The 14,423-nt window shown below is 74.2% G+C and carries 13 protein-coding genes; 2 read left to right on the forward strand and 11 right to left on the reverse strand.

The annotated features are described in order from the left end of the window. The first annotated feature begins 136 nt into the window (after positions 1–136). On the forward strand, positions 137–1,969 hold the full coding sequence (locus tag ABZU32_RS17945) for an AlkA N-terminal domain-containing protein (protein WP_354923473.1): 1,833 nt from the start codon (positions 137–139) through the stop codon (positions 1,967–1,969). Between the two features lie 85 nt (positions 1,970–2,054). Further along, on the forward strand, positions 2,055–2,561 hold the full coding sequence (locus ABZU32_RS17950) for a methylated-DNA--[protein]-cysteine S-methyltransferase (RefSeq protein WP_354923476.1): 507 nt from the start codon (positions 2,055–2,057) through the stop codon (positions 2,559–2,561). Positions 2,562–2,581: 20 nt separating this feature from the next. Here the strand turns inward: ABZU32_RS17950 and ABZU32_RS17955 are convergent, their stop codons facing one another. The 11 genes from ABZU32_RS17955 to ABZU32_RS18005 form a co-directional block, all read right to left on the reverse strand. Then, positions 2,582–3,232: an MOSC domain-containing protein gene (locus ABZU32_RS17955; protein ID WP_354837239.1), complete on the reverse strand. Its 651-nt coding sequence runs from the start codon at positions 3,230–3,232 to the stop codon at positions 2,582–2,584. 198 nt (positions 3,233–3,430) lie between these two features. Beyond that, the gene (locus ABZU32_RS17960; RefSeq protein WP_354923478.1) at positions 3,431–4,579 is read right to left on the reverse strand and encodes a serine hydrolase domain-containing protein; all 1,149 of its coding nucleotides are present in this window, start codon (positions 4,577–4,579) and stop codon (positions 3,431–3,433) included. Positions 4,580–4,733: 154 nt separating this feature from the next. Continuing rightward, complete coding sequence (locus tag ABZU32_RS17965; protein WP_354923481.1) at positions 4,734–5,678, reverse strand: hypothetical protein; 945 nt, start codon at positions 5,676–5,678, stop codon at positions 4,734–4,736. Further along, on the reverse strand, positions 5,675–6,448 hold the full coding sequence (locus ABZU32_RS17970) for a hypothetical protein (RefSeq protein WP_354923484.1): 774 nt from the start codon (positions 6,446–6,448) through the stop codon (positions 5,675–5,677). The genes ABZU32_RS17965 and ABZU32_RS17970 overlap by 4 nt, the downstream gene beginning before the upstream one ends. A gap of 268 nt (positions 6,449–6,716) precedes the next feature. Further along, on the reverse strand, positions 6,717–10,061 hold the full coding sequence (locus ABZU32_RS17975; RefSeq protein ID WP_354923486.1) for a BTAD domain-containing putative transcriptional regulator: 3,345 nt from the start codon (positions 10,059–10,061) through the stop codon (positions 6,717–6,719). Position 10,062: 1 nt separating this feature from the next. After that, the gene (locus ABZU32_RS17980) at positions 10,063–10,506 is read right to left on the reverse strand and encodes a pilus assembly protein TadG-related protein (protein ID WP_354837249.1); all 444 of its coding nucleotides are present in this window, start codon (positions 10,504–10,506) and stop codon (positions 10,063–10,065) included. Next, positions 10,503–10,967 (reverse strand): TadE/TadG family type IV pilus assembly protein, encoded by a 465-nt coding sequence (locus ABZU32_RS17985; RefSeq protein WP_354837251.1) that lies wholly within the window; start codon positions 10,965–10,967, stop codon positions 10,503–10,505. The genes ABZU32_RS17980 and ABZU32_RS17985 overlap by 4 nt, the downstream gene beginning before the upstream one ends. Continuing rightward, complete coding sequence (locus tag ABZU32_RS17990) at positions 10,964–11,200, reverse strand: hypothetical protein (RefSeq protein WP_354837253.1); 237 nt, start codon at positions 11,198–11,200, stop codon at positions 10,964–10,966. The genes ABZU32_RS17985 and ABZU32_RS17990 overlap by 4 nt, the downstream gene beginning before the upstream one ends. Beyond that, entirely contained in the window at positions 11,201–12,127 is a 927-nt protein-coding gene (locus ABZU32_RS17995; protein ID WP_354837255.1) for a type II secretion system protein, read from the reverse strand. Beyond that, a complete protein-coding gene (locus ABZU32_RS18000; protein ID WP_354923631.1) occupies positions 12,120–13,034 on the reverse strand; it encodes a type II secretion system F family protein in 915 nt (304 codons plus the stop codon). The genes ABZU32_RS17995 and ABZU32_RS18000 overlap by 8 nt, the downstream gene beginning before the upstream one ends. Next, positions 13,034–14,341: an ATPase, T2SS/T4P/T4SS family gene (locus ABZU32_RS18005; RefSeq protein WP_354923489.1), complete on the reverse strand. Its 1,308-nt coding sequence runs from the start codon at positions 14,339–14,341 to the stop codon at positions 13,034–13,036. The genes ABZU32_RS18000 and ABZU32_RS18005 overlap by 1 nt, the downstream gene beginning before the upstream one ends. Positions 14,342–14,423 lie beyond the last annotated feature (82 nt).

Here is a 14,423-nt window from a genome sequence, read left to right on the forward strand (position 1 = left end):
CGCTGCGGCGGGAAGTGGTGCGTCGGGGGCCGGCGCCATCGCGCGGTGGGGGGCCGGGGAAGCGTGGCGCCGAGTGGTCACAGCGGCGTCCGAATTCCGCCGGTCGCCGGGGTTGAGCAGGGCATAGCCTCGATCTGTGACTCCACACCAGACCCTCGACTTCGACTCCTGTTACCGGGCGGCGAGCGCCCGGGACATGCGTTTCGACGGGCGGTTCTACACGGCCGTCACCTCGACCGGCATCTACTGCCGCCCCATCTGCCCGGCCCGCACCCCCGCCAGGCGCAACGTCCGCTTCTACCGGCACGCCGCCGCGGCCGAGGCGGCCGGGTTCCGCCCGTGCCGCCGCTGCCGGCCCGAGCTCAGCCCCGGCGACCCCGGCTGGGACGTCGCCGCTGACCTCGTGGGCCGGGCGCTGCGGCTGATCGACGACGGGGTGGCCGACGAGTACGGCGTGGCCGGGCTGGCACAGCGGTTGCACGTGACCGAGCGCCATCTGCTGCGCCTGTTCACCGCCCGGCTCGGCGCCGGTCCCCTCGCGGTGGCGCGGACGCGGAGGCTGCTGCTGGCCAAGCAGTTGCTGACGGAGACCGCGCTCCCGATCACCGATGTCGCCTTCGCCGCCGGGTTCGGCAGCGTGCGCCAGTTCAACGCGACGATGAAGGAGGCGTACGGCTTCGCCCCGAGTGAGCTGCGCACGTCGAACGGTCCCCTCGCCGCCGCCCGCAGAGCCCCGGCGCCACGGGCGGCCGACCACGCGGTTCCCGGGACACGGCTCAGCGCCGGCCCGGCCGCCGATCGTGATGTTCAGGGCACCCGGCCCGGTGACGCTCAGAACACCCGGCCCGGTGACGCTCAGAGCATCCGGCTCGGTGACGCTCAGAGCACCCGGCTCGGTGACGCTCAGGGCGCCCGGGCGGGTGATGCTCAGGACGCCCGGCTCGCCACCGCCACGGAGCCTCCGGCCGCGCTCACGCTGCGGCTGAACCACCGGGCTCCCTACGACGCTGCGACGCTGCTGGGCTTCCTGGCCGCGCGCGCGATCCCCGGGATGGAGGAGGCGAGCCCGAGTGGCTACCGGCGCGCCGTCACCGGAGGGTCGATCACGCTCACCCCGGCGGACGGGCACGTCAAGCTGTCGGTGACCCTGGACGACACCCGCCACCTTGCCAAGATCGTCTCGCGCTGCCGCCGCCTGCTGGATCTGGACGCCGACCCGGTCGCGATCGCCGACGCGCTGGGCGCGACCACGCTGCGGGCGCTGGTCGCCACGCGGCCCGGGCTCCGGGTGCCGGGCGCCTTCGACGGCTTCGAGCTGGCTGTGCGCGCCGTGGTGGGCCAGCAGGTCTCCGTGGCCGGCGCCAGGACCCTGCTCGGCCGCATCGTCGCCCGCGCCGGCACCCCCGCCAGACCGACCCCGCCCGGCGGCGGTATCGCCAGACCCACACTGCCCACTGACGCGACCGAGCGGCCCACCCCGCCCACTGACGCGCCCGAGCGGTCCACCCTGCCCACTGACATGACCGCGCGGTCAACCCCGCCCGCCGACGCGACCCAGTGGTCCACCCCGTCCGCCGACGTGACCGGCGGGGCCGGAGCCGACGGGCCGTTCCTGCTGTTCCCCACCGCCGAGCGGCTGGCGGAGGCCGATCTGTCCGGGCTCGGGCTCACCGGCCGCCGGGTCGCGACGCTGAAGGCGCTCGCCGAGAAGACCGCCGCCGGCGAGCTGGCCCTGGACGCGGGCGCCGACCCGGCCGAGACGGCGGCGCGCCTGCTGGAGATCCCCGGCATCGGCCCGTGGACCACCGGCTACATCGTGATGCGGGCGCTGCGCGACCCGGACGCCTGGCCCGATGGCGATCTCGGCCTGCGACGGGCCATGCGCGCGCTGGACATCGCCGAGGACGACGTCGAACGCTGGCGCCCCTGGCGCGCCTACGCCGCCATGCACCTCTGGAGCTCGGAGTGATCCCATGCCACCGACCCCGGCACCGATCGAACAAAGCGTGATCCCGGCCTATCAGTTAACGCATTCGCGCATGCAAGGAGATCTCATGACATCGACCGTTGACGCCCAGGTTCTGGCCACGCCGGCGGGGCCGCTGTCGCTGCTCGTTCATGACGGTGTGCTGGTCGCGGCCGGGTTCACCACCGACCCGACGCGGATGTTCGAGCGCCTGCCCGCCGCGCTCAGGGCGCTGCCGCTCCAGGCCGTCGAGGACCTGGGCAAGCCCGCCCAGGCCGTCCGGGACTACCTGGAAGGCGACCTGTTCGCCCTGGACGCCGTGGAGGTGGACCAGCCGGGCACGCCGACCAGGCAGCGCCTGCTGGCAGCGCTGCGCGCGGTCCCGGCGGGCACGACCGTGAGCTACGCCGAACTGGCCGAGCGCGCCGGGCTGCCGAGGACGGCCGCGCGGGCCGCCGGATCGGCCTGCGCCCAGAACCTCATCGCCCCCTTCGTGCCGTGCCACCGGGTGCTGCCCTCCGTGGGCGGTTTCGGCGGCTACTACTACGGCAGCCCGGTCAAGGAGTGGCTGCTCAGGCACGAGCGCGCCATCTGACCCCGTGTGACCGCCACCGCCTATGTCCCCGTACGACGGTGCGCCTGCTGCCTGATCCCCTCGGGGAGCGCCTCGGCGGTGGTCAGGCGGGGCAGGAGGCCGGGTTCCAGGGTGAGCGCGCGGAAGGTGACGGCGACGGTGACGTCGTGGCCGGGCCGGTGGACGATCTCGATCGGGTCGCCGGCCCTGATGTCACCCGGCTCGACGACCCGCAGGTACGCGCCGGGCGACGCCGCCTCGGTGAACCGATCGATCCACCTCTCGCGCTCCAGCCACCCCTGGAAGGTCGAGCAGGGGATCCGCGGGCAGGACACCTCCAGGACCACCTGGGACCCGATGCGCCACCGCTCGCCGATCAAGGCGCCGTTGACGTCCAGGCCGGCGGTGGTGAGGTTCTCCCCGAAGACGCCGTTCGCCAGCGGCCGGCCCAGCTCAGGCTCCCAGCGGTCGAGATCCTCGCGCGCGTAGGCGTAGACGGCCTGGTCGGACCCGCCGTGGTGGGCGAGGTCGTACACCCGGTCCCCGGCGAGGCCGACGGCTCCGGTGCCCTTCGGCCCGGGGTCGGACACCCTCACCGATCCTTCGACGGGCCCTTTGTCGATGCCGGTCGTCCCGGCGCTCTTCCACGGGTTGGGTCTCGGCTTGCCGACGTTCACCGACAGCAGTCTCATACCGGCGACGCTACGTGCCGCCCGCCTCCCGGGACGACCCGATTTCGCGACGAATCCGCTCCCGCGATGTTTCGTTTCTCCAGACGGCCCGTTGTCCGGGACGGCCCGTCCCCCGGGGCGGTCCAGCCTCCAAGACGGCCCGCTCTCCGGGACGGCCCGTTGTCCGGGACGGTCTCTTCCGCGGGCCGCCTCGGGAGGTCAGGCGCCGGCGGCCCAGCGCCAGAAGGCGCGCATGACCGAGGGCGGGGTCGGACCGGCCAGCTCCACCTGGGTGAGCAGGATGGTGACCGCGCCGGTGGCGGGGATGATGTGCGCCGCCGTTCCGGTGCCGCCGACCCAGCCGTAGCGGCCGGGGACGTTCCACGGGTCGATGGCCTCGACGTCGACCGAGCCGCCGAACCCCCAGCCCTGCCCCTCCAGGAACAGCCTGCCGGCTTCGCGCTGCGACGCGGTCAGGTGGTCGCTGGTCATCTGCCGCACCGCCGCGCTCGACAGCACCCGGCGTCCGCCGACGGTGCCCTCGGCGAGGAGCATCCGGCCGAACGACAGCCAGTCATCGGCGGTCGAGACCAGCCCACCGGCGCCGGACGGGAACGCGGGCATGCTGCTCCACTGCCCGTCGGGGGCGTCGACGAGGTCCAGCCCGCCCTCCGGGCTGAGCCGGTAGAAGTGGACGAACCGGTCGCGTTCGGCGGCCGGCACCTCGAAGCCGGTGTCGGTCATGCCGAGCGGCTCGAACAGCCGCTCGGCGAGGTACTCGGGCAGCGGCCGTCCCGTGACCCGGGCGATCAGCACCCCCTGGATGTCGGAACAGGTGTTGTACAGCCAGGCGTCCCCCGGCTGGCACAACAACGGGATGCGGCCCAGCGTCGCCATCCACTCGTCCTGCTCCGGGACGATCTGCGGCTGCGGCGGGCCCTGCTTGAGCTCGGCGAACAACGGCGCGAGCGCCGGCAGCGAGAAGTCGGACGGGAAGCCGTACCCGGCGCGGAAGGTGAGCAGGTCCTCCACGGTGATCGGCCGGGCGGCCGGGACCACGTCGTCCACGGGGGCGTCCATCGTCCGGACCACGGACGGCGAGGCCAGCTCGGGCAGCCACTTCGCGACCGGTTCGTCCAGCGCGATGCGGCCGTCGTCGACCAGCGTCATGACCGCCGCCGCGACGATCGGCTTGCCGATCGAGGCGATGCGGAAGATGGAGTCTCTGCTCACCGGGGAGGCGCCGTGGACGTCGGCCGAGCCGACGGCCTCGACCTCGACGTCGTCGCCGCGCGCCACCAGGGCCACCGCGCCCGGCAGTGTTCCCTCACCGGTGCAGCTCCGCAACAGGCCGTTCAGTGTCGTCATCGGTCCACCCTCTCAAGGGCACGGCCCGAGCGTAAGCCGAACGATCCACCCCGTTCCGGACGAACCCGACTGCGTTCAAGGCCCGCGTTCAAGGCCCGCATATGAGGGCCGTGCCCAAGACCCGCGTTCAGGAGGCCCGTTCAGGAGGCCGCGTTCAGGAGTCGTCGGCGCCGTCCCTGACCGTGGTCTGGACCTCGCCCACGGGAACGTCCCGGGTGGCCGTCGCCTGGACCGGCTGGAAGGCGAAGCCGACGTCGCCTCCGCCCGTGACCGGCCAGACGCTGGTCACCGACATGACGTACACCTTGCGCGGCTGGTCGACCGAGGCGCGCAGGTAGCGCACCCCGCAGCGGAAGGCGCCGCCCTTCACGTAGGGATGGCCGGTCGGGCCGCAGTCGTCCTTCACCTCCGCCCGCCCGGCGGGGGCGCCCGACTTGATCTCGACGCGGGCGAGGGTGGCGGTCACCGTGGCCGACATGACCCCGGGGATCTCCGCGGTCACCGAGCGCGTGGTCTGCCCGGCGCCCGCGAGCCAGACCCAGGTGGGCAGGTTCACGTAGCTCTTGACGTCCGGGCTGAGCTTGATCTGCGGTTCGGGGACGGTCAGCGCGGCCCGGGCGAGCTGGTAGAGCTCCTCCAGGGTGATCCCGCCCGGCGGGGTGCCGCCTTCGGGCACCCACACGGCCCCTTCGAGCCCCGTCCAGCAGGAGAGCCCGTCGGGGTCGGCGGCGTTGTACGCGGGCACCCACCAGCGGCCGTTCTCGCCGACCTTGTCCTTGTACTGCTTGATGAAGGCGTTGAAGTCCTGTTCGGTGCCGTCCGGGTGGGTGTGGAACCAGAACTCCCGGACGCTCTGGTCCTGCTGCCGGTTCAGCATGGTGTCGGCGTTGTCGCCCGGCTCGTACCAGCAGGGCCGTTTGACGCGGTAGCCGTCGCTCTTGGCGCCGAGCCCGTCGCCGCTCAGCACGATCTTGGAGTTGCGCAGGACGACGCCGCTCGTGCGGTCGTTCTGGTACCCCTCGCCCATGGGCCCCCCGGGGTCGGCCATGGGAGCGGTGACCATCGTGGCGGCCAGGACGGACGACAGCAGTGATCTCATCGGCGGCACTCCTTCGCACGCTGATGGGGGTAGGAGGCGTGCATGTAGGTCCGGACCCGGAACGCTCCGTCGTCGCCCTTGCGCACGGCGGCGACCTGCAGGTAGACGGCGGCGGGCGGGCGGGTCCAGGCCGGCTGGCGGGCCACGGGGCGTCCTGCGGCGGCGTCGGTCACCCGGACGCCGGACTCGTCGACGCAGGCGTCGACCTCCGCGCCGCGCCCGGTGACCGAGGCCACGCGGACGGCGTACAGCTTGGCCGACCCGGTGGCGGACTCGCGGCGGTCCACGAAGCCGCGCACCCAGGTGTAGGCGTCGCGGCTCGCCTGGTCTTCGACGCCGGCGAGGTAGCCGTCGTCCTCGCCCTGGCTGACGACGGCCTTCCACGAGGCGACGTAGCCGTCGGTGAACGCCTTGACCATGGCCTGCTGTTCGGCGTCGAGGCCGGCGGGCCACTCGATGGAGACGGTCATGCCCGGGGTGACCTCGACGGTCTGCGCCCACGGGGTGGACAGCGCGCCGGGGGCGTCCGCGGCGGAGGCGGACGGATCGGCGGGGGCGCCGCTGGAGGCGAGATCGCCGCCGGGGGTGAACGGGCGCTCGGGCCCGCGCTCGGCGCAGCCGGCGCCCAGCAGGCAGCCGCCGCCCAGGATGACGGCGGCCAGGACGGCGCGGGCCCGCGTACCGGCCCGCCCCAGCATGCCGGGCCGCCCCAGCATGCCTGGCCGCATCCGCAGGCCGGCCCGCCCCAGCATGCCGGCCCGCATCCGCATGCCGCCGACGCTAATCACGCCCCGGACGGCCGAACCACCGTTATGCACGTATCGGCATGAGTCACTCGAATCACTCCAGCGATACCGGCACGAGTCGCCCGAACCCGGATCACCGCACGGGCATGGCCCACCCGGGCCCGGCGTACCGCGCCGGCATGGGTCGCCCGCGTCTCTCAGGCCCCGTGTCGTCCGAGCCACCACCGTGACCTCTGCCTCCTCACCTGGACGGGCGATCATGCGCGAATCGGATCATCTGGACCGGCGGCCGTCAGGCCGACGGCATCGAGTGCAGCCGCCAGCTCGGCAGCAGTTCGTCGATCAGCGCCTCGGTCTCGGGGGCCATCCCGCCCCCGTAGGGATGGGAGGACGCGCGGCGGTGCAACCCGTCCACGACGGCCCGCAGCTTGAGCGGGTCGCCGGTGGCGTGGGCGGCCCGGAGCAGGTCGCGCCAGAGCCCCTCGTCATCGGCGGCCAGCAGCAGCCCGGCCCGTACCGCGGCGACGGCGGCCTCGGGGTCTCCGTGCGCCAGCCGGACCTCGCAGAGCCGGTGCGCGGCGTCGGCCACGCTGGCCATCACCTCGTACTCCAGCTCGTCGGCCGCGAGCCAGGCGTACCGCCCGCGCGGCCTGCCGTTGAGGAGCGGGCCGCGGACCAGGCCGAGCGCCTTGTCCAGCAGCACGGCGCGCGCGCCGGGGTCGTTGTGGGAGCGGCGGACCAGCTCGCGGAACAGCTGCCAGTCGGAGCGCACCTCGGGGCCGAGCCGCAACCGGCCGGTGTCGTCGGTGCGGAGGTTCGGCCGGCCCTCGCTGTCGGTGCCCAGCCAGTCGGCGACCCGGGCGATCGTCGCGTCCCGGACGACGGCCTGCACGCCGCGCGGCCACAGGATGCCGCCGAGCACGACGGGATGCACGCCGGCCGGATGGGTGGCCAGGTACACGATCATCTCGCACGCCAGCTCGCCGCGGCCCTCCTCCAGCGGCGGCAACGGCCCGATCTCGATCGGGCCGAGGATGCGCACGTTGATGGAGGGCGTGGTGGTGAACTCCCGGGGCGCCTCCTCCTCGCGCACCGGCTCGCCGTCGCTGCGCGCGGCGGTGCGGAACAGGTCGATCACCGCGTCGTAGTGGCGGCGGGGCAGTAACTGGGCCGCCACGGTGACGCCGAGCGCCGCTATCTTCGCCTTGCCGTCGTCGGTGATCTGCCAGGTCCACGTGGCGTGCGGGAAGTCCCCGGCGATGACGTACCCGGCGGCCATCCGGGTGCCCGCGCGGCCGAGCATGGCCAGGCGGCGCGCCTCCTCCGGGTCGGGCGCGATCGCCGAGAGCAGGTAGTGCGGGGGCCAGGCGGGGTCGGCGGCGCGTCCCTGGACCCGGCCGGTCAGCACGTGGCCGCCGGCGGCGGCCGTCTCCTCGGCCCTGGCCTCCAGCTCGGGCAGCGCCTCGGCCAGGCTGCCGGCGACCCGGACGCGGTCGGGGGCGATCATCGCCAGGTCGGCGCCGAAGCCCACGAGCGTGATGCGCATCTGGTCGGACCAGCGGTTGGTGGCCAGCTCGACGGCGAGCGCGGACAGCGCGTCGCGCACCCGGTGCCCGCTGACGGCGATCACACCTTGCGCGGCCTCCAGGTCGATCAGCACGCGGCCGGTCTCGGTCACGCCGAGCGAGACCAGGCCCGGGTACGGCGCGGGCACGTCCGCGAGGGCGTGGTCGTCGATGGCGCGGCCCTCGTGGGCGAGCAGCCGCCAGGTGCGTCCACCGTCGTGCGACTCCCACGGCTCGGGCGCGTCCTGCTCCGGCGGGTGGATCCACAGGTCGAGCCCTCGGGCGGACAGGTGGACGGCGTAGATGGTCGGCGGCACGCGGCCCTGCTCGGCCAGCAGCTTGCCGAGCAGGCGCAGCCCGGTGTCCAGCATGCGGCTGCCGGGAGCGTCGGAGCCGAGGCGCAGCGCGACCTCCGCGCCGGCGGCGTCGCCGCGCGGCCGGGGGATGCGGTGGCCGAAGGCGCGGTGCCAGAGCTGCTCGCGCCGGCGTCGGCCGAGCGCCACGAGCAACCCGGCCGCGGCCAGCGACCCGCCGGCGAGGTACTCCAGCAGGTCGAGGCCGCCGCCGTGGTCGCGGGTCTCGGGCGTCTCGGCCACCGGCGAGACGGTGGCCCTCGGCGCCTTGGCCGAGACGGAGGGCGCCTTGGACGGGGGCGGCAGGTGGTAGGCGCGTTCGGGCAGCCCGGCCGGCGGCAGACCCACGCCGGTGCGTCCCCGCTTCGCCACCTCGCCGTCACCGCCCTGCCCCGCCCGGTCACCCTGCCCACTCTGGCCGTCCTGGCCGCTTTGGCCGCCCTGCCCTGCGCGGTCGGCCTGCCCGGCGCGGTCGGCGCCGGCGCCCTCCCGGTCCGCGTCCCGGCCGGCGTCCGTCGCCTTGGGGCCGCTGGTGGCCGCGGGATCGCCCTTCGCCTCCGGGACCTTCGCCTCCGGGGCTTTGGCCTCCGGGCCGCCGGTGACCGACGGCCGGCTCGTCGCCGTGGGATCGCCGGTCGCCGACGGCCGGCCGGTCGCCATGGGCCCCGTCGTCGCGATCGGGCCGCGCGTCCCGGTGCCGGACGGATCGGCCGTGCCCTGTTCGTGGCCGGTGGCGGAGGGCGCGCGGCCGTGCTCCGCCGGTCCGGTGGTGCGCCGGGAGTGCTGGGTCACGCCGGTGCTCCGGCCGCCCCGCGCGTCGTCCCCGGCCGCGTCTTCGCCCGCGGTGGACGGCAGGAACTGGGTGCGGCCGTCCAGTTCGGCAGGCGCGTCCGCGTGCCTCTTGAGCGTGGTCTCCCGCCGCTCGTCCACCGGGACGACATGGACGTTCCTGGCGTCGTCCGGCATGTCGAGCACCCAGCCCGGCCGGATCAGGTCGGCCATCTGCAGGCGGCTGCCGTCCGGCTGCTGCTTGTGCTGGTTGAGCCGGTAGATCTCGGGGTAGCGGCGCCCGTCCCCCAGGCACTTGTCGGCGATCTCCCACAGGCTCTCGTGGTGGCGGCCGTGCGGCGGCTGGACCACGTAGACCTTCTTGACCTGGCGGACCTCCTCCAGCGCGGACCCGCTCATCACCCCGGCCGTGGAGCCGCCCTCGGGGATGGGCGCGGTCAGTGCCGCGGCCACCACGGCGGGACGGGCCGGCGGCGGCGCGGAGCCGATGCCGGCGATCGGGATCGCGACGGCGGACACGGTGAACAGCATCAGCGCGGTGGAGACCAGCCGGTTGGCCAGCGCCTGCGGCCCGCCCGACAGCGGCACGCGCGCGGGCATGCCGATGCGGCGGATCCCGGAGTAGACCTCCACGATCACGCAGATGACGAGCTGGAACCAGGTGAGCCACACCAGCAGCACCAGGATGGCGACGGCCGTGGTGGTGCTGATCTGCCTGGTCAGCAGGTCGCCGTTGAGCAGGGCGGCGGGGAGCGGGGGGCCGGTCAGGCGCAGCAGGGCGTAGGGGACGCCGCCCATGAGCGCGGCCAGCGCCACGAGCGCCGCGATGCCGGCGATCACGTCGCCTGCGGTCCGCCGCGGCCGGATGCGCTGCACCGGCGGCGCCGCCCGGTACGGCGGGCGCGCGGGGGGTCTGCGCGACGCGGTCATGCTATCCCTCCTGGTCGCCGGGGTCGGGGCCCGCGGTGGCGGTGCCGGACATGTCGGAGCCCGCGAACCCGAACGCCGCGAGGAACATGGCGTCCCAGTGGGCGCTCACCGCGACGGTCACCGCGACCTGCCCGGCGGCGACGCCGCACCGGGTGAGCTTGACGTCGTCGCCGTCGTGCGCGTCGACGATCTCGCGGGCCCGGCCGCAGACGACCCGCTCGTCGCCGAGCAGGCGCACCTGCCCGGTGCCGCGCAGGTTCTCCACGTCGATCTGGTCGGCGGCCGCCCGCGCGGCCTGCTCGGCGACGTCGGAGGCCCGCAGCCGGGCGTTGATCGCCGCGCCGCCGTCCACGAGCAGGCCGGCGAGCAGGAAGACCACCACCGAGAAGATCACCACGAACACCGACATGGACCCGCGGTCCTCCGAGGGCCGCCGGGCGGTCATTCGACCCTCCGGAACTGCTCCAAGGGCACCACCGAGTCGCCTTTCATCCGCCTGGCCGCGCCGAACCCGAGGAAGTCGAGCTTCAACTCGCAGGTGACGCTCGCGCGCACGGTGCCGCCCTCGCGCCAGTCGCTGCCGCTGAGGCTCACCGCCGGCGCGCACTGCGCGTCCAGCGCCGAGCGGGCGGCGTCGCGGGCGGCGCCCTCGGCCGCGTTCAGCGTGCGCTGGACGGACGCGGCGCGGGCGGCGTCCCTGGCGGCGCCGTTGACCTCGCCCTGCGCCTCGACGACGCGTCCCGCGCCGACCAGGAACAGCAGGAACAGCAGGAAGACCGGGGCCAGCATCACCGTCTCGACGGCCATCGACCCCTGGTCGCGCCCGCGCCGCCCGGCGGGCGCCGGGACGCCGCGCGATGCGGCGGCCGCGGTGGCGCCCTGGCCGGGCGCGGGGCGCGCGGTCACGGCTTTCCGCCGGTACCGCCACCCCCGCCGCCGAAGTTGCTCTGGATCTCGGCCTGCTTCTGCGTGACCAGCGTTTTGATCAGCGTGGCCAGGCCGAGGGCCACGCCCGCGATGATGGCGGTGATGATCACCCATTCGACGGCGGAGGCGCCGCGCGAGGGGGCGTTCCTGGCTCGGTCGAGACGCACGTGGAGTACGGCGATCAGGTAGGTGAACCACGGTGGTGTGAACATCTAGGACCCCAACATCTTCATCGCTGCCGGAAAACTCAGGAAGATCACGAAGCCGGCGCAGAGCAGGAGCTGGGCGACCAGCATGGACTGTGAACGCTCCCCCGCCTGGCCCTCGACCTCGGCCAGCTCGCGCCGGCGCATGGTCGCGGCCCGGGCGGTGAGCGAGGCCCGGACCTTGGCGCCGTCGTCGGCGACCAGGCCGAGCGCCGCCGACAGGTCGCGCAGCTCGTCGACGTTGATCTCGTCGCCGAGCCGGCCGAGCGCCTGCCAGGGGGTGATGCCGATGATCCGGGCGTTGGCCAGGGCTTCGCGGATGCGGGCCATCGCCCAGTTGCGCGAGTCGCCGCCCTCGCCGACCGACACCGCCATCAGCAGCGCCTCCGGCACGCCTCGGCCGCCCGCGAGGTTCATGGCGACCAGGTCGAGGAAGGCGCCCACGGCGTGCCGGAAGTCGCGGCGGCGGACGGCGGCGTCCCTGCGGATCTGCAGGTCGGGGAGGAAGAAGAAGACCAGGGCGACGATCAGCGCCGCCCACAGCGGCACCTGGAGCGGGACCCCCGCCTCCATCAGGGTGAGCCAGCCGGCCAGGATCGGGAACGCCAGCAGGCCGGACACCGCGAGCAGCACCTTGGTGGCCAGGTAGCCCTCGAACGACTTGCCCAGCAGCGCCAGGTCGGCGCGGGTGGAGCGCACCTCCCAGCCCCGCGCGGCGTACAGCTGCGCGAGCCGCACGCCGACCTCGCGGCGCAGGGCGCTGACCTCCTCGTCGGGGTTGATCAGCCGCAGCCGCGCCGCGTCGTCGACCTCGCGGGCCGAGTCGAGGGCGAGCAGCCGCGCGACCAGCCCCGGCCGAGGCGGGAACAGCGCCCTGACGAGCAGGAACACCCCGAGGCCGAACACCGCTCCCGCGAGCACGTTCTCAACCATGGACGCTCACCCCTCCCGTCACCGGTTCGCGTTCCAGCGGGGCGCCGGAGACCGGCCCGAGGAGCCGGGCGGGCTTGTCGAAGCGGGCGAGCCGCCGCATCCACGCGAAGCCCGCGCCGAACAGGCCCGCGACGACGACCAGGACGGCCTGTCCGAGCAGGGAGTCGTACTCCACGACGTAGGACGGGTTGAAGATCACCAGGGCGGCGGCGAAGGCGACGGCCGTGCCCACGACGATCTGGACGCTGCGCCGCGTCGAGCGGCGCTCGGCCTCGACGCGGCGGCGCATGTCGAGCTCCTCGCGCGCCGAGACCGCCAGCGCGCCCAGCACCTCGCGAAGGCCCGGGCCGCGCAGTTTGGCGTTGAGGATGAGGGCGGCGATGACCAGGTCGGCGGAGGGGTCGTCCAGCTCGTCGGCGAACATGCGAAGCGCGTCGGGCAGCGGCATGCGGGTGTGCAGGCGGTCGACCATGGCCCGCAGGTGGGGCCGCAGCGTCGGCGCCGCGGCCCTGATCGACGACGGGATCGCCTGCTCCAGACCGGCCGCGCCCGCGATGGTGTCCCTGAGCGACTCGGTCCAGGCCGCCAGCCCTTCCAGGCGGGTCATGGCCGCGCGTTCCTCGGCGGCCCCGCCGGTCAGGCCGCGCCAGGCCAGCACGAGCAGGACCGCGCCCGCCGCCATGACCGGCCAGCGGGTGACGACCAGCACCAGGGCGCCGGTGACGGTCGCGATCGCCGAGCGGGTGGACAGCCGGCGCACCAGCTCGCGCCGCCGGGCCCTCCGGTCGGGCGTCGCCGGGCCCGGGCGCACCCCGTACAGGGCCAGGCCGAGCAGGAACAGGCCGCCGCCGGCCGCCGCTCCCGCGAGGACCGCCAGAGGGTCGAACAGCCCGGCCGGCAGCGGCATCACGACCACGCTCCCATGGTCGGGTCGTAGCCGTGCTCGGCCAGGTCGTCGACGCAGGCGATGGGCGCGTGCGGGACCGCGTGCCCGTCCGGCCCTGGGGCGAAGACCTCCGAGGACAGCACCCGCCCGTCCACGCCGGCGACCTCGCGGACGCTCGCGACGTACCGCCGCAGCCGGCCGCCCTGGTGGTAGTCGTTGCGCTTCTGGATGAAGACCACGAAGTCGATGGCGCCGGCGATCAGCATGTGCGTCGCCTCGATCGGCAGGCGCTCCTCGGCCTGCAGCGCGTAGGTGGCGATGCGGTTGAAGACCTCCATCGAGGAGTTGGCGTGGATGGTGGACAGCGACCCGTCGTTGCCCTGCGTCATGGCGTTCAGCATCGTGACGATCTCGTCGCCCAGCACCTCGCCGACGATCACCCGGCTCGGGTTCATGCGGAGCGAGCGCCGCACCAGCTCGGCCATCGTGATCTCGCCCTGGCCCTCGGAGTTGGGCAGGCGGTGCTCGAAGGCCACGACGTTGGGGTGCAGCTCGGGGAACTGGTCGAGGCCGAGCTCCAGCGCGCGCTCGACGGTGATCAGGCGCTCGTGCGGCGGGATCTCGTTGGCCAGCGCCCGCAGCAGGGTGGTCTTCCCGGCGTTCGTCGAGCCGGCGATCATGATGTTCTTCCTGGCCGCGACGGCCGACGACAGGAAACGGCCGAGCTCGGGGGTCAGGGTGCCGTTGCCCACCAGGTCACTGAGGAAGACCTTGCCCAGCCGCGCGCGGCGGATCGACACCGCGGGCCGCACCGTGACTTCCATGACGGCCGACAGCCGGGAGCCGTCGGGCAGGCGCAGGTCGAGCTGCGGGTTGGCGGTGTCGAACGCGCGGCTCGACAGGCCGCTGTAGGCGGCGAGGATCTGGATCAGCTCGACGAGCTCCTCGTCGGAGTCGGCCACCGGGTCGTGGACGAGCTCCTGGCCGTCGGCGTATCCGACGAACACCCGGTCGCAGCCGTTGACGTCGATGTTCTCGACCTCGGGGTCGTCCAGCAGGGGCTGGAGCCGGCCCACGCCGAACAGCGCGGCGTGGATGCCCGCCGCCAGGGCCTCCTCCTCCTCGGCCGTCGGCGGGGTGCGTCCCGAGCCGATCTCGTTGCGCGCGTGCTCCTCGAGCACCTGCGAGATCAGCGCCCGCGCGAACTGGCGCTCGTCCTCGCCGGACATGGGGGTCAGGCCGCTGGCCTGGTCCAGCCGCCGCTGGTGCGCCAGCCGATCGCCGACCTCCTGCCGGAACCGCTTGACCAGCGTGTGGTCTGTGCTCATCTCCTCGCTCCGCTCGCTGAGTGAGGGCGTCCTTGAGCCGGCGGCTTCCCTCGTCGCTCACAAGCGCTCGTTCCTCGCACTT

Origin of the sequence: Sphaerisporangium sp. NPDC005288, assembly GCF_040607475.1 — a bacterium.
GTDB lineage: Bacteria > Actinomycetota > Actinomycetes > Streptosporangiales > Streptosporangiaceae > Sphaerisporangium > Sphaerisporangium rhizosphaerae.